The sequence below is a fragment of the Pseudoxanthomonas jiangsuensis genome (assembly GCF_010093185.1).
GTDB lineage: Bacteria > Pseudomonadota > Gammaproteobacteria > Xanthomonadales > Xanthomonadaceae > Pseudoxanthomonas > Pseudoxanthomonas jiangsuensis.
Window position 1 is genome coordinate 41,062 of record NZ_PDWL01000003.1, and the last position, 14,672, is coordinate 55,733.

Consider the following 14,672-nt stretch of genomic DNA (forward strand, 5'->3'; position numbering starts at 1 on the left):
TGGATGACAGATCTGTGACATGCACGGCGACTGCGCGCGCGCCGCGTTCAGCGACGCTGCATGTCCGGATCGCGGATGCCCTGGCGGCGCAGCTCCAGCACCGTGGGGGTGATCGCGGCGATCCGCGCGTCGACCCGGGAGCGGGCGACGTAGTCCAGGTCGCCGCGCTTCTTCAGGGTTTCCAGCTGGATCAGGGCCTGCTCGGGACGGCCGTTGAGGAAGGCGGCCTCGGCGTAGGCCTCGGCCGCGCGCGCGGTGTCGCCGGCCAGCTCGCAGGCGCGGGCGAAGGTCTGCTGGAACACCGGGTCTTCGCCGGCGCGGGCGAGCAGGGGCCGCAGGATCTCCTGGGCGCGGCGGCCGCCCTCGGCGCCGCCCTGTTCGACCAGGGCGCGGGCATAGGTCAGGGCCACCGGACGGCTGCCGGGCAGGCGCCGCAACAGCTCGTCGAAACGGCGGTTGGCCTGGGCGGCATGGCCCTGGCGCGATTCGGCCTCGGCCAGGCCCAGGGCCAGCCACAGGTTGTCCGGGTGGTTGCGCAGCAGGGCTTCCAGCTCGCGGGCCGCGGCCGCCGGCTCCTGGCCCAGCCGGACCACGGCCAGGCCGTAGCGCTGCGGGTCGCTGAGGCCATCGGCACGGGCGCGGCGCAGGGCCTCGTACTCGCGTACCGCTGCGGCGGCGGTGTTGGCGCTGAGCGCGCGCAGGCGTTCCTGGGCCCAGGCGAACTGGCCGCTGTCGCCGCTGTCCAGGCCCGGCGCCAGCCCGGCCAGGTCGATCCCGGCCGGCAAGAGGGGATTGCCCTGGCCCGGCGCCGGCGGCGGCAGGGCCACGCCCTGGCGCTCGACCCGCTCCACCCGCCGCACCGACTCGCCCGGCTCGCCGACCGAGGTGGTGGCGGTGACCGTCTGCCCGCGGATCTGGTCGGCGCGCTGCTTGGCCTCGCTGATGCGGGTGGTGTTGACCGGGTGGGTGCGCAGGTAGTCCGGGGTGCTGTAGCCGCCCTGGTTGCCGCGCATGGCGAAGGACATGCGCTGGAAGAACCCGGCCATCGCGTCCACGTCGTAGCCGCTGCGCGACAGGGTGCGGATGCCGATCCGGTCGGCCTCCGATTCGTTGGAGCGGGTGTAGTTGATCTGGTTCTGCTGGATCAGGCTCATCGCGCTGACCAGCGCGGCCTGGGTGGCGTCGCCGGAGGAGCTGCCGCCGGCCGCCTGCGCGGCCACGATCGCCGCCAGCATGCCCAGCAGGATCGGGACCTGATCGCGCTGGGCGCGCTCGACCCCGCGCAGCACGTGCTGCTGGGTGACGTGGGCGATCTCGTGCGAGAGCACCGCGGCGACCTCGTCCTCGCGCTCGGCGGTCAGGACCAGGCCGGCGTTCATGCCGATGTAGCCGCCCAGGGTGGCGAAGGCGTTGATCTGCCGGTCCTTGAGCATGAACAGGGTGTAGTGCTGCTCGGGCCGGTCGCTGTTGGCGCCCAGGCGGTTGCCGATCGACTGCAGCCAGTCGTCCACCAGGGGGTCTTCCAGGGTGTAGCCGTAGTTGCGCAGCTCGCGCAGCATCATCGCGCCGTACTCGGCCTGCCGGGCCGGGGTCAGCAGCTCGCCGGCCGAGGAGCCGATGTCGGGCAGGCGCAGCTCGTCCTGGGCCGGCGACGGGGCGGCGGCCAGGGCCAGGCTCAGCGACAGGGCGGCGGCCAGCGGAAGGGGGCGCAAGGTTCCGGACTCCTGGAGGTTGCCGGCAGCATGCCCAGCGGGGCCTGCGTGCGGGTGAATCGGTGGTTAATCCGCAGTGTTGCAGCGTTGGGGGTCGGAATCGGCCCGGCCGATACCATATCCGCATCCGACCCTTCCGCAACGCCAGGAGTTTCCCATGGCCACCGGCACCCCCCCGATCCGCATCTATTCCACCGCCATCTGCCCCTACTGCGTGGCGGCCAAGAACTTCCTCAAGAGCCAGGGCCGCGAATGGACCGAGGTCCGGGTCGACCTGGACCCGGCCGAGCGCGAGAAGATGGTCGCGCTGGCGCGCCGCACCAGCGTGCCGCAGATCTTCGTCGGCGAGGTCCACGTCGGCGGCTACGACGACATGATGGCCCTGCACCGCGCCGGCAGGCTGCTGCCGCTGTTGGACGGGCAGGGCCCGGAGGCCTCGGCGTGAGCGCTGCGGAGCAGGGCGGCGAGGACCGCGTCCGCGCGTTCACCGAGTTCCGCCAGCGCATGAACCAGCGGATCCTGGCCGAACCCAACCAGGTCGTGCGCCGCTTCTTCGCCCTGGACACCCAGACCTACCAGGCCGGGGCCCTGGACGTGAAGACCAAGGAACTGCTCGGCCTGGTCGCCTCCCTGGTCCTGCGCTGCGACGACTGCATCAGCTACCACGTGGCCCATTGCCGGGAGGCCGGGGTGAATCGCGAGGAGTTCTTCGAGACCTTCTCGGTCGGCCTGGTGGTCGGCGGCTCGATCGTGATCCCGCACCTGCGCCGGGCGGTGGACTTCCTCGACCGGCTGGAGGCGGGCGGCGAGGGCGTCGAGGCTCCGGGCCACGACCACGGCTGAGTCACGGCCTCCGTCCGGACAGGCCCCTCCCAAGGTCGATATGGGGGATTCATGGCCGATCGGGCATAATTTCACCACAAACTTTCCCCCTCCCGCGCGCCTGGCCCCGCTTCCCCGGGCCGGTGCGCCTGTCCGGAACACTTACCAATGACCCAGAAGATCACGGTCATCCGCGGCGACGGCATCGGCCCGGAGATCATGGACGCGACCCTGTACGTGCTCGACCAGCTCGGCGCCGGCCTGGAGTACGAATTCGCCGACGCCGGCGTGGTCGCGCTCGAGAAGCACGGCGACCTGATGCCGAAGGAGACCCTGGACTCCATCGCCCGCAACAAGGTCGCGCTGAAGAGCCCGTTGAGCACCCCCATCGGTGGCGGCTTCACCTCGATCAACGTCAGCCTGCGCCGGCACTTCGACCTGTACGCCAACGTGCGCCCGGCCAAGTCGTTCCCGAACACCAAATCGCGCTTCGGCGACGGCGTGGACCTGATCACCGTGCGCGAGAACACCGAGGGCGCCTACCTGGCCGAGGGCCAGGAACTGTCGGCCGATGGCGAGACCGCCATCTCCGGCGCCCGCATCACCCGCAAGGGTTCGGAGCGGATCGTCCGCTACGCCTTCGAGCTGGCCCGCAGCACCGGGCGGAAGAAGGTCACCGCGGTGCACAAGGCCAACATCATCAAGTCGACCTCGGGCCTGTTCCTGAGCGTGGCCCGCGAAGTGGCCGCGCAGTACCCGGAGATCGAGTTCCAGGAAATGATCGTGGACAACGCCTGCATGCAGCTGGTGATGCGCCCGGAGCAGTTCGACATCCTGGTCACCACCAACCTGTTCGGCGACATCATCTCCGACCTGTGCGCCGGCCTGGTCGGCGGCCTCGGCCTGGCCCCGGGCGCCAACATCGGCGAGCACGCCTCGATCTTCGAGGCCGTGCACGGCACCGCGCCGGACATCGCCGGCAAGGGCATCGCCAACCCCTGCGCCCTTTTGCTGGCGGCCGCGCAGATGCTGGATCACATCGGCCAGCCGCAGAACGCCGAGCGCGTGCGCAAGGCGATCGTCGCGACGCTGGAGGCCAAGGACTCGCTGACCGGCGACCTGGGCGGCCAGGGCACCACCATGGGCTTTGCCGAGGCGATCGCCAGGCGGCTGTAACTGCTGTCCGGCGGGAAAGAAAAAGGGCGCCACCGGCGCCCTTTCTCATGTCCGCGGCGTGCTGCCAGTCAGTCGCGCGACTGCAGCTTGGCCAGCAGGCGCAGGAACTCGATGTACAGCCACACCAGGGTGACCATCAGGCCGAAGGCGCCGTACCACTCCATGTACTTCGGCGCGCCCTGCTCGACCCCGGTCTCGATGAAGTCGAAGTCCAGCACCAGGTTGAGCGCGGCGATCACCACCACGAACAGGCTGAAGCCGATCCCGATCAGGCCCGAGTCGTGGATGAAGGGCACGTTGATGTTGAAGAAGCCCAGCACGATCGTGGCCATGTAGACCAGGCAGATGCCGCCGGTGGCCGCGACCACGCCGAGCTTGAAGTTCTCGGTGGCCTTGATCAGGCCGCTGCGGTAGGCGAACAGCAGGGCGAACAGGGTGCCGAAGGTCAGCAGCACCGCCTGCATCACGATGCCGGGGAAGCGCGCCTCGAACACCGAGGAGATGCCGCCCAGGAACAGGCCCTCGGCCAGCGCGTACAAAGGCGCGCTGACCGGCGCCCATTCCTTCTTGAAGATCGTGACCAGGGCCAGCACGAAGCCGGCGATCGCGCCGCCCCAGACGTAGCCCATGCCGGTGACGCCGGCCTCGGTGATCTGCATCTGCGACCAGGCGAAGGTGCCGGTCAGCACCGCCAGCAGGAGCAGGATGCCGGTCTTGTTGACCGTGCCGTTGAGGGTCATCGCCCCGCCGTCGCGCGACACCACCGTGCCGCTGCCGAGGTCGAGGAAGGTGGATTCCTTGAGTGCGGGATTGCCGCTGCGCATGGGGCAGGTCGCTCCGTGTGTGTCCCTGGACGGGGATTAAGGATACATGGGGGAGGTGGCAGAAGCACTGCGGCGTGTGGGGTGCGCCACTCGCGAACGCTCGTTCCTCATGGCCGCGGCCCGGAGATATGCGTGGGTTGGTGCGAAAGGCGGGACTCGAACCCGCACGGGGGTTACCCGCTGGAACCTAAATCCAGTGCGTCTACCAATTCCGCCACTTTCGCGATGCCGCCGGCATTCTAACCGCGGCCGCCGCCCGATCGCGAAGCCGCCGTGCCGCCAAAGAAAAAGCCCCGCCGAAGCGGGGCTTTCCTGTTTCAGTGGTGGGCCGTCAAGGATTCGAACCTTGGACCTACTGATTAAGAGTCAGCTGCTCTACCAACTGAGCTAACGGCCCTGAAACCGAGGCCGCGCAGTCTAATCAGATCGCGTGGCCGTGGCAAGCGTTTCCGCGGTCTATGTCGCCGTCCGCGTCGCGCATGCCGCTATGGGTGGGGTGGCTGAGGGGATTCGAACCCCCGACCACTGGAATCACAATCCAGTACTCTAACCAACTGAGCTACAGCCACCACATTGAAACTGTTCCCGCCGCAGCGCCGGTGATGGCGCGCCCGGCAGGACTCGAACCTGCAACCGCCGGCTTAGAAGGCCGGTGCTCTATCCGGTTGAGCTACGGGCGCACAACTCGGTGTCGCGTTGCCTGCCTCGCGGGAAGATGGTCGGGGTAGAGGGATTCGAACCCCCGACATCCTGCTCCCAAAGCAGGCGCGCTACCAGACTGCGCTATACCCCGGTGTGCTGGGTCAGGTCCGGCATCGCCCCGAAACATCCGGCCCGCCGGGCCCGGCTTGCGGTCGGCCGGCTGGCGTCCCGCAAGGCCGGCTATTGTTCGGGATCGCCGGCACGGCTGTCAATGCCGGAAGCGGCCCAGACTGGCGCGCTGGCGGCCGATCGGCGAAACTAGCGCGTTTTCCGCTGGCGCCCGGACGGAGTCCGCCGCCGAACCATCCACCACCCGTGATTTCCGCCGCGGCACGGCCCGCGGCTGCAGGAGCCAGACCACCATGCAAGTCTCTGTCGAATCCACCGGCAACCTCGAGCGCCGCATCAACTTCAGCCTGCCGGCGGAGCAGCTGGAGTCCGGCGTCAGCGGCCGCCTGCGCGAGATCGCGCGCACCGCCCGGATCAAGGGCTTCCGCCCGGGCAAGGTGCCGACCAAGGTGATCGAGCAGCGCTACGGCGACCAGGTCAAGGCCGAGGTGCTCGGCGGCCTGGTCCGCCAGGCCTTCGATTCGGCCGTGCGCGAGAACGAGCTGCGCCTGGCCGGCAACCCGCGGATCGACCGCGCCGGCGAGAGCGAGCTGGACTTCGTGGCCACCTTCGAGATCGTGCCGGACTTCGGCGACGTCGACGTGACCAAGCTGACCGTGGTCCGCCACACCGCCGAGGTCACCGACGCCGACATCGACCAGATGATCGAGAACCTGCGCCTGCAGCGCCGCACCTGGAACAAGGTCGAGCGCGAGGCGAAGGAGGGCGACCTGGTCGCCGGCGCGCTGTGGACCCGGTTCGGCGACTTCCGCCAGCCGGCCGAGGGCGAGGAGCGCTTCAACACCGTGATCGGCTCCGGCCAGCTGCTGCCGGCGCTGGAAAGCGCGCTGGCCGGCCTGCAGCCGGGCGTGGAGCACGTGCTGGACGTGGCCTTCCCGGAGAACTGGCGCCAGCCGCAGCTGGCCGGCAAGACCGCCCAGGTCCACGTCACCCTGACCCAGGTCTCCGAGCCGGTGCTGCCGGAGGTCGATGCGGCCTTCATCAAGAGCTTCGGGGTCAAGAGCGGGCAGGCGGACAAGTTCCGCGAGGACATCCGCAGCAACCTGGAACGCGAGCTCAAGGGCGCGCTGATGGCCCGCCTGCGGCGCGAGGTCGGCGAGCAGCTGACCGCCACCTGGGCCCACGTCGAGCTGCCGCCGCGCCTGGTCGAGAACGAGGCCCGGGCGATGCTGGCCCAGCAGGTCGAGCAGATCCGCCGCAGCGGCCGCGACCCGGGCCAGCCGCCGGCCGACGCCCACCAGAACTTCGTCGAGCCGGCGCGCAAGCGCGTCCTGGCCGGCCTGCTGGTCGGCGAGGTGGCCCGCCGCCACGACCTGCGCCTGGACCCCAAGCGCGTGAACGAAACCCTGCGCCTGATCGCCTCCACCTACGAGGAGCCGGAGCAGGTCATTGAGATGTACCGCAACGACCCCCAGTTGATGCAGGGACTGCAGGGCCGGGTGATGGAAGAGCAGGTGATCGACTGGATCGCCGAGCGCGCCCAGCACACCGAGCAGGCGCTGTCGTTCCAGGAAGCGATCCGGGCGTAAGCACGAGTCCCTCGCAACGGCCCGCACATCCATGTGCGGGGATTCAACAAAACACAGGAGATCCCCGCGTGGACAATTCGATCAAAGCCCTGAACCTGGTCCCGATGGTGGTCGAACAGACCAGCCGCGGCGAGCGCGCCTACGACATCTACTCGCGCCTGCTCAAGGAGCGGGTGATCTTCCTGGTCGGACCGGTCGAGGACCACGTCGCCAACGTGATCATCGCCCAGATGCTGTTCCTGGAGGCCGAGAACCCCGAGAAGGACATCAGCCTGTACATCAACTCGCCCGGCGGCCTGGTCACCGCCGGCATGGCGATCTACGACACCATGCAGTACATCAAGCCGGACGTGAGCACCATCTGCGTCGGCCAGGCGGCGAGCATGGGCGCGGTCCTGCTGGCGGCCGGCGCGGCGGGCAAGCGCTACGCCCTGCCGAACTCGCGTGTGATGATCCACCAGCCGCTGGGCGGCTTCCAGGGCCAGGCCACCGACATCGACATCCACGCCCGCGAGATCCTGAGCATGCGCGCGCGGCTGAACGAGATCCTGGCCCAGCACACCGGCCAGAGCATCGAGACCATCGCCCGCGACACCGAGCGCGACAACTTCAAGAGCGCCGCCGAAGCCAAGGCCTACGGCCTGGTCGACGAGGTCCTGGAGCGGCGTCCGGACGAGTCGATCCAGGCTGGCTGACCGCGGCGGTCCGCCCGCCCGCCAGCGCCCCGCGCCGGTCTCCCGAACCGGGCCGGCACGGAGCTTGCAAGCCTTGATTTCATTGGAAAAGCCTGGCCCGGCGCGCCTCTGGCGCGGTTCCGGCCCTGTGCTATTCTCGGCCCGAAGTCCCGCCGCGGCGGGCAGAAACATCTGGAAAAGCGAAGCATGAGCGAAGACCGAGGCCGTTCCGGCGACAGCAACAAGATCCTGTACTGCTCCTTCTGCGGGAAGAGCCAGCACGAGGTGCGCAAGCTGATCGCCGGCCCGAGCGTGTTCATCTGCGATGAATGCGTGGAGCTCTGCAACGACATCATCCGCGAGGAGCTCGAGGAGAAGGCGCAGTCGGCGCGCAGCTCGCTGCCCAAGCCGCGCGAGATCCTCGAGGTCCTGGACCAGTATGTGATCGGCCAGCAGAGGGCGAAGAAGACCCTCGCCGTGGCCGTGTACAACCACTACAAGCGGATCGAGAGCCGCCAGCGCAACGAGGACGTGGAGCTGGCCAAGTCCAACATCCTGCTGGTCGGCCCGACCGGTTCGGGCAAGACCCTGCTGGCCGAGACCCTGGCGCGGCTGCTGAACGTGCCGTTCACGATCGCCGATGCGACCACGCTGACCGAGGCCGGCTACGTCGGCGAGGACGTGGAGAACATCATCCAGAAGCTGCTGCAGAAGTGCGACTACGACGTCGACAAGGCGCAGCAGGGCATCGTCTACATCGACGAGATCGACAAGATCTCGCGCAAGAGCGAGAACCCGTCGATCACCCGCGACGTGTCCGGCGAGGGCGTGCAGCAGGCCCTGCTGAAGCTGATCGAGGGCACCGTGGCCAGCGTGCCGCCGCAGGGCGGGCGCAAGCATCCGCAGCAGGAATTCCTGCAGGTGGACACCAAGAACATCCTGTTCATCGTCGGCGGCGCGTTCGCCGGCCTGGACAAGATCATCCAGCAGCGCAGCACCGAGTCCGGCGGTATTGGTTTTGGCGCCAAGGTGAAGAGCACCGCGCGCAAGGCCGACACCGGCAAGCTGCTGGCCGAGGTCGAGCCGGAGGACCTGATCAAGTTCGGCCTGATCCCCGAGTTCGTCGGCCGCCTGCCGGTGGTGGCGACCCTGGAGGAGCTGGACGAGGCGGCCCTGGTCAAGATCCTGACCGAGCCGAAGAACGCCATCACCAAGCAGTTCCGCAAGCTGTTCGAGATGGAGAGCGTCGAGCTGGAGTTCCGCCCCGACGCGCTGGCGGCGATCGCGCGCAAGGCGCTCAAGCGCAAGACCGGCGCCCGCGGCCTGCGCACCATCGTCGAGTCGGTGCTGCTGGACACCATGTACGACCTGCCGTCGGCCGAGAACGTCAGCAAGGTGGTGGTGGACGAGTCGGTGATCGAGCACAAGACCGAGCCGTACCTGATCTACCAGACCCCGCCGGCCTCCCCGCCGAAGGCCGCCTCGGGCGAGTGATCGCCCGGGTCGGGCGAAGCCCGGCCAGCCTCCGCCAAGGCCCCCGCCACGCCCGTGGCGGGGGTTTCGTTTTTCTGCAACCAGTTGATTCCGTTGGGGTTGTGGCCTGCGCCTTGCATCGCCCGCGGGTAGACCCCATAACGGGGCCAGAGACGGCCCAGACCGTCATCCCCACCTTTCGGAGCTTCCATGTCCCGCACCCGATCCGACGCCCTCGACCTGCCCGTCCTGCCCCTGCGGGACGTGGTGGTGTTCCCGCACATGGTGATCCCGCTGTTCGTCGGCCGGGACAAGTCCATGCGCGCGCTGGAGCAGGCGATGGAGGCCGACAAGCAGATCCTGCTGGTCGCGCAGAAGTCCGCCGAGACCGACGATCCGGAGGCCGGCGACCTGTACGCGGTCGGCACCCTGGCCACGGTCCTGCAGCTGCTCAAGCTGCCCGACGGCACGATCAAGGTGCTGGTCGAGGGCACCGCGCGGGTGGCGGTCAGCCGGATCGCCGAGCGCGACGGCGCCCTGCACGGCCGCGGCGAGCTGATCGAGGCCGGCAGCGGCCGCGACCCGCGCGAGATCGAGGCGGTGGCGCGGACCCTGAACGGGCTGTTCGAGCAGTACGTCAAGACCAACCGCAAGCTGCCGCCGGAGCTGCTGCAGACCCTGGCCGGGATCGACGAATCCGGGCGCCTGGCCGACACCATCTCGGCCCACATCGGCGTGCGCCTGGCCGACAAGCAGCGGCTGCTGGAGACCGCCGACACCGGCGAGCGGCTGGAGCTGCTGGTCGGCCTGGTCGAGGGCGAGATCGACGTGCAGCAGATGGAGAAGCGCATCCGCGGCCGGGTCAAGTCGCAGATGGAGCGCAGCCAGCGCGAGTACTACCTCAACGAGCAGATGAAGGCGATCCAGAAGGAACTGGGCGACCTGGACGACTCGCCGGGCGAACTGGAGGAACTGGCGCGCAAGATCGCCGAAGCCGGCATGCCCAAGGCGGTGGAGACCAAGGCCCGCAACGAGCTGAACAAGCTCAAGCAGATGTCGCCGATGTCGGCCGAGGCCGCGGTGGTGCGCAACTACCTGGACTGGGTGCTGGGCGTGCCGTGGAAGAAGCGCAGCAAGGTGCGCAAGGACCTCAATGCCGCGCAGGACACCCTGGACGCGGACCACTACGGCTTGGACAAGGTCAAGGAGCGGATCCTCGAGTACCTGGCGGTGCAGTCGCGGGTGAAGCAGATGAAGGGCCCGATCCTGTGCCTGGTCGGCCCGCCCGGCGTGGGCAAGACCTCGCTGGGCCAATCGATCGCCAAGGCCACCAACCGCAAGTTCGTGCGCATGTCGCTGGGCGGCGTGCGCGACGAGGCCGAGATCCGCGGCCACCGCCGCACCTACGTCGGCTCGATGCCGGGCCGGATCGTGCAGAACCTCAACAAGGTCGGCACCAAGAACCCGCTGTTCGTGCTCGACGAGATCGACAAGATGTCGATGGACTTCCGCGGCGATCCGTCCTCGGCCCTGCTGGAGGTACTCGACCCCGAGCAGAACCACTCGTTCAACGACCACTACCTCGAGGTCGACCTGGACCTGTCGGAAGTCATGTTCGTGGCGACCTCCAACTCGCTCAACATCCCAGGGCCCCTGCTGGACCGCATGGAGGTCATCCGCATCCCGGGCTACACCGAGGACGAGAAGACCAGCATCGTCGGGCGCTACCTGGTACCCAAGCAGCTCAAGGCCAACGGCCTGAAGCCCGAGGAACTGGCGATCGCCGAGGACGCGGTGCGCGACATCGTGCGCTACTACACCCGCGAGTCCGGGGTGCGCAACCTGGAGCGCGAGATCGCCAAGATCTGCCGCAAGGTGGTCAAGGAGATCGCGCTCAAGGGTCCGCAGCCGGCGGCGAAGAAGGCCGCGGGCAGGAAGGCGCCGGCGCGCAAGGCCAAGGCCGCCGCGCAGGTGCAGGTGACCGCGAAGAATCTGGACAAATACCTGGGCGTGCGCCGCTTCGACTACGGCCGCGCCGAGGAGCAGAACGAGATCGGCCTGGTCACCGGCCTGGCCTGGACCGAGGTCGGCGGCGACCTTTTGCAGATCGAGGCCACCCTGGTCCCGGGCAAGGGCCAGCTGATCCTCACCGGCCAGCTGGGCGACGTGATGAAGGAATCGGCCTCGGCCGCGCTGTCGGTGGTGCGCGCGCGCGCCGAGCGGCTTGGCATCGAGGTCGACTTCCTGCAGAAGCACGACGTCCACCTGCACGTGCCCGACGGCGCCACCCCCAAGGACGGCCCCAGCGCCGGCATCGCCATGGTCACCGCGCTGGTCTCGACCCTGACCAAGGTGCCGGTGCGCGCGGACATCGCCATGACCGGTGAGATCACCCTGCGCGGCAAGGTGACCGCGATCGGCGGGCTGAAGGAGAAGCTGCTGGCGGCCCTGCGCGGCGGCATCCGCACCGTGGTGATCCCGGAGGAGAACCGCAAGGACCTGGCGGACATCCCGGCCAACGTCACCGCGGGCATGAAGATCGTGCCGGTGCGCTGGATCGACGAGGTCCTGGACCTGGCCCTCGAGCGTCCGCTGGGGCCGGCGCAGGGCGCCGGCACCCCCGTCCGGGGCAAGGCCGGCAAGGCCTCCGGCCGGCGCTCGCGGACCGCACAGGACCGCTCCGACGTCAAGCATTGAGGATCGCCGCGGACCCGCGCAACAAGCGTAAAACCCGCGTTATTACAGCGTTTCCGGGTTGCGGCAGGGGGTAGCGCCCTGTATAACGGGCGCACCCGCCGGCAACGTTCCCACGTGTGGCGGACCGGACCATCATCGGGCACGCGCCGCAGCGCGCGGGCCCGGTCACTCATCTCGCGGCCACGCCGCACAGGGAGCAAAGACGAATGAACAAAACCGATCTGATCGATGCCGTCGCCGGCGAAGCCGAAGTCACCAAGGCCGAAGCCGCCCGTGCGGTCGATGCGGTCATCAATTCGATCACCAAGGCGCTGAAGAAGGGCGACGCGGTGACCCTGGTCGGCTTCGGCACCTTCCAGGTCCGCAAGCGCGCCGCCCGCACCGGCCGCAACCCGAAGACCGGCGAGACCATCAAGATCAGCGCCTCGAAGAACCCGGCGTTCAAGGCTGGCAAGGCCCTGAAGGACGCTGTAAACTAATCGACCCGCCGCCGAGGCAGGGTGCATGCACCCGGGTGCTTAGCTCAGCGGTAGAGCGTCGCCCTTACAAGGCGAGGGTCGGGGGTTCGAAACCCTCAGCACCCACCACCTTCGGGCGACGCGGGTAAAGACGAAAAAAATTGTTCGATGGTCTGGCGGAATTCCGCAAACCACCTTACAATGCGCAGCTCACAGCGGAGTGGTAGTTCAGTCGGTTAGAATGCTGGCCTGTCACGCCGGAGGTCGCGGGTTCGAGTCCCGTCCACTCCGCCATTACACGGAAAGCCCCCGAGCGATCGGGGGCTTTCTTCTTTTCCGGGATCGGATCCGCTGGCTCCGGCCGCCGGCGCGGAACGCGGACCGGCCGGGGCGTGGCGGCCGCCGCGCGACGGGTTACACTTCGCCGCTTACTTTTCGCCGCTTACCTGACGGGCTGGACAATGCTGCAGAAACTCCGCGATCGGACCACGGGCTGGGCCGCCACGGTCATCATCGGCCTGCTGATGATCCCGTTCCTCTTCGTGATCGACCACAGCTACATGGGCGGCATGGGCGCCAACGACGCGGCCCAGGTCAAGGCGCCGCCGTCCTGGTGGCAGGGCGCGCCGTCGTGGTGGCCGGTTTCGCTGCTGTGGGAGCACCGCGAGGTTAGCGTCGAGGAGTTCCGCCAGCGCTTCGAACAGGAGCGGATGCAGCAGCGCCAGCAGCAGGGCGAGGCCTTCGATCCGCGCGAGTTCGAGAGCGTGGAGAACAAGCGCAAGGTGCTCGACGGCCTGATCGACGAAAAGGTGCTCCTGCTGGCCGCCGAGCGCGCCGGCGTGACCATCGGCGACGCGGCCGTGCGCAGCTACATCGAGGGCATTCCCGCGTTCCAGGTCGACGGCAAGTTCGACGCGACCCGCTACCAGCTGGCGCTTTCCTCGCAGATGCCGCCGCGCACGCCCAAGGAGTTCGAAGGGCTCGTGCGCGAGTCGCTCAGGCAGTCGCTGATCCCGGTGGGCCTGGGCACCTCGGCCTTCGTGACCCAGGCCGAGGTCGACCGCATGGTGCGCCTGTCGGGCGAGAAGCGCGACGTCGAGGCGGTGCTGCTGCCCGAGCAGGCCGAGGACACCGCGCCGGTGACCGACGCCGATATCGGCGGCTGGTACGAAGCGCACAAGCAGGATTTCATGCGCCCGGAAACGGTGACGATCGAGTACGTCGAGGTCGGCGCCGAGCAGTTGCCCGCGCCGGCCGAGGCCGACGATGCGGTCCTGCGCAAGCGCTACGAGGACGAGAAGTCGCGCTTCGTCGAGCCGGAGGGCCGCCTGGCCTCGCACATCCTGGTGCGGGTCGATGCGGGCGCCGACGAGGCCACCCGCAAGGCCGCCGAGGAGAAGGCCGCCCGCCTGGCCGCCGAGGCCAAGGCCCCCGGCGCCGACTTCGCCGCGCTGGCCAAGGCCAATTCCGAGGACCCGGGATCGCGCGACAACGGCGGCGACCTGGGCTGGGTGGAGAAGGGCGTGATGGTGGCGCCGTTCGAGCAGGCGCTGTTCGCGATGCAGGCCGGCGAGGTGCGCGGCCCGGTGCAGACCGATTTCGGCTACCACGTGCTGCAGCTGCGCGAGGTCCGGACCGGCGCCCAGGTGCCGTTCGAACAGGCACGCGAGGAACTGGCGCGCGAACAGGCCCAGGCCGACCGCGAGCGCGCCTACAGCGAGCTGACCGGGCGCCTGACCGACCTGATCTACCAGAATCCCTCGACCCTGGAGCCGGCGGCCAAGGAAGTCGGGCTGCAGGTGCAGCGCATCGGGCCGTTCAGCCGCGAGAACACGGTCGGCGTCGCCGCCTCGCCGGAGGTCAAGCGCGCCGCGTTCTCCGAGTCGCTGATCGAGGACGGCACCGCCAGCGACCCGATCGAGATCGGCCCGAACCACAGCGTCGTGATCCGGGTGGTGGAGCACGCCCCGGAGCAGGCCAGGCCGCTGGCCGAGGTGCGCGAGCAGGTGATCGCCGCGGTGCGGGCCGACCGCCGCACCAAGGCCGCCGAGGCCGCCGCCGAGGCGCTGGTCAAGCGGGTGCAGGCCGGCGAGGCGCTGTCCGCGGTCGCCGCTTCGGCCGGTGCCGAGGTGGTGCCGATGCCCGGCCTGCCGCGCGGCGCGCCGGCGCCTTCGCCGGAGGCGAACAAGGCGATCTTCGAAGCTCCGGTGCCGGTGGAGGGCAAGCCGTCGGCCGGCCGCTTCGCCTTGCCGGGCGGCCGCCAGGCGCTGTTCGCGGTCAACGCCGTGCACCCGGGCAATCCGGAGGAGCTGAGCAAGGAGCAGCGCGAACAGCTGCGCAGCCAGCTGGCCCAGATCGACGGCGCGGCCGCGGCCGAAGCCTACGTGCGCCAGCTGCGCAAGCAGTTCACGGTGGCGGTGCAGGAAAGCCAGCTCTGACCCGCCCACGCGGACAGGAACGAAAGGCGAAGGGCGCG

At 69.1% G+C, this 14,672-nt stretch carries 11 protein-coding genes and 7 tRNA genes; 11 read left to right on the plus strand and 7 right to left on the minus strand.

What is annotated here, in order from left to right:
* Nucleotides 1-47: 47 nt before the first annotated feature.
* Nucleotides 48-1,712: a M48 family metalloprotease gene (locus tag CSC62_RS02690; RefSeq protein ID WP_162404637.1), complete on the minus strand. Its 1,665-nt coding sequence runs from the start codon at nt 1,710-1,712 to the stop codon at nt 48-50.
* 157 nt (nt 1,713-1,869) lie between these two features.
* On the opposite strand from CSC62_RS02690, the gene grxC reads away from it, so the two are divergent.
* From grxC to CSC62_RS02705, 3 genes are all read left to right on the plus strand, one after another.
* Complete coding sequence (gene grxC / locus CSC62_RS02695) at nt 1,870-2,157, plus strand: glutaredoxin 3 (protein ID WP_162404638.1); 288 nt, start codon at nt 1,870-1,872, stop codon at nt 2,155-2,157.
* Between the two features lie 59 nt (nt 2,158-2,216).
* A complete protein-coding gene (locus CSC62_RS02700) occupies nt 2,217-2,555 on the plus strand; it encodes a carboxymuconolactone decarboxylase family protein (protein WP_425501986.1) in 339 nt (112 codons plus the stop codon).
* Between the two features lie 147 nt (nt 2,556-2,702).
* A complete protein-coding gene (locus CSC62_RS02705; RefSeq protein WP_162404640.1) occupies nt 2,703-3,710 on the plus strand; it encodes an isocitrate dehydrogenase in 1,008 nt (335 codons plus the stop codon).
* Nucleotides 3,711-3,778: 68 nt separating this feature from the next.
* Here the strand turns inward: CSC62_RS02705 and CSC62_RS02710 are convergent, their stop codons facing one another.
* From CSC62_RS02710 to CSC62_RS02735, 6 genes are all read right to left on the minus strand, one after another.
* Nucleotides 3,779-4,534 carry a Bax inhibitor-1/YccA family protein gene (locus tag CSC62_RS02710; RefSeq protein WP_162404641.1) on the minus strand — a complete coding sequence of 252 codons (756 nt, stop codon included), beginning with the start codon at nt 4,532-4,534 and terminating at the stop codon, nt 3,779-3,781.
* 138 nt (nt 4,535-4,672) lie between these two features.
* Nucleotides 4,673-4,758 (minus strand) — tRNA-Leu (locus tag CSC62_RS02715).
* Nucleotides 4,759-4,855: 97 nt separating this feature from the next.
* Nucleotides 4,856-4,931, minus strand: a tRNA-Lys gene (locus tag CSC62_RS02720).
* Between the two features lie 95 nt (nt 4,932-5,026).
* A tRNA-His gene (locus CSC62_RS02725) sits at nt 5,027-5,103 on the minus strand.
* Nucleotides 5,104-5,137: 34 nt separating this feature from the next.
* A tRNA-Arg gene (locus CSC62_RS02730) sits at nt 5,138-5,214 on the minus strand.
* A gap of 36 nt (nt 5,215-5,250) precedes the next feature.
* Nucleotides 5,251-5,327: transfer RNA gene (locus tag CSC62_RS02735), tRNA-Pro, on the minus strand.
* A gap of 271 nt (nt 5,328-5,598) precedes the next feature.
* On the opposite strand from CSC62_RS02735, the gene tig reads away from it, so the two are divergent.
* The 8 genes from tig (at nt 5,599) to CSC62_RS02775 (ending at nt 14,634) form a co-directional block, all read left to right on the plus strand.
* The gene (tig, locus tag CSC62_RS02740) at nt 5,599-6,894 is read left to right on the plus strand and encodes a trigger factor (protein ID WP_162404642.1); all 1,296 of its coding nucleotides are present in this window, start codon (nt 5,599-5,601) and stop codon (nt 6,892-6,894) included.
* Nucleotides 6,895-6,962: 68 nt separating this feature from the next.
* Nucleotides 6,963-7,589 (plus strand): ATP-dependent Clp endopeptidase proteolytic subunit ClpP, encoded by a 627-nt coding sequence (clpP, locus tag CSC62_RS02745; protein ID WP_162404643.1) that lies wholly within the window; start codon nt 6,963-6,965, stop codon nt 7,587-7,589.
* Between the two features lie 186 nt (nt 7,590-7,775).
* The gene (gene clpX / locus CSC62_RS02750) at nt 7,776-9,062 is read left to right on the plus strand and encodes an ATP-dependent Clp protease ATP-binding subunit ClpX (protein ID WP_162404644.1); all 1,287 of its coding nucleotides are present in this window, start codon (nt 7,776-7,778) and stop codon (nt 9,060-9,062) included.
* A gap of 189 nt (nt 9,063-9,251) precedes the next feature.
* Entirely contained in the window at nt 9,252-11,738 is a 2,487-nt protein-coding gene (lon, locus tag CSC62_RS02755) for an endopeptidase La (protein ID WP_162404645.1), read from the plus strand.
* 116 nt (nt 11,739-11,854) lie between these two features.
* Nucleotides 11,855-12,217 (plus strand): HU family DNA-binding protein, encoded by a 363-nt coding sequence (locus tag CSC62_RS02760; RefSeq protein WP_484573166.1) that lies wholly within the window; start codon nt 11,855-11,857, stop codon nt 12,215-12,217.
* A 33-nt stretch (nt 12,218-12,250) separates the two neighbouring features.
* Nucleotides 12,251-12,325, plus strand: a tRNA-Val gene (locus CSC62_RS02765).
* Between the two features lie 88 nt (nt 12,326-12,413).
* Nucleotides 12,414-12,490, plus strand: a tRNA-Asp gene (locus CSC62_RS02770).
* 167 nt (nt 12,491-12,657) lie between these two features.
* Nucleotides 12,658-14,634, plus strand: coding sequence for a SurA N-terminal domain-containing protein (locus tag CSC62_RS02775; protein ID WP_162404647.1), 1,977 nt, complete (start codon nt 12,658-12,660; stop codon nt 14,632-14,634).
* Nucleotides 14,635-14,672: the final 38 nt, after the last annotated feature.

Excerpts from the sequence above, each read along its gene's own strand:
- CSC62_RS02700 (WP_425501986.1), top strand. The coding sequence starts at position 2,217 with ATGAACCAGCGGATCCTGGCCGAACCCAACCAGGTCGTGCGCCGCTTC.
- clpX (WP_162404644.1), top strand. The coding sequence starts at position 7,776 with ATGAGCGAAGACCGAGGCCGTTCCGGCGACAGCAACAAGATCCTGTAC.
- CSC62_RS02705 (WP_162404640.1), top strand. The coding sequence starts at position 2,703 with ATGACCCAGAAGATCACGGTCATCCGCGGCGACGGCATCGGCCCGGAG.
- CSC62_RS02710 (WP_162404641.1), bottom strand. The coding sequence starts at position 4,534 with ATGCGCAGCGGCAATCCCGCACTCAAGGAATCCACCTTCCTCGACCTC.
- grxC (WP_162404638.1), top strand. The coding sequence starts at position 1,870 with ATGGCCACCGGCACCCCCCCGATCCGCATCTATTCCACCGCCATCTGC.
- tig (WP_162404642.1), top strand. The coding sequence starts at position 5,599 with ATGCAAGTCTCTGTCGAATCCACCGGCAACCTCGAGCGCCGCATCAAC.
- CSC62_RS02775 (WP_162404647.1), top strand. The coding sequence starts at position 12,658 with ATGCTGCAGAAACTCCGCGATCGGACCACGGGCTGGGCCGCCACGGTC.
- lon (WP_162404645.1), top strand. The coding sequence starts at position 9,252 with ATGTCCCGCACCCGATCCGACGCCCTCGACCTGCCCGTCCTGCCCCTG.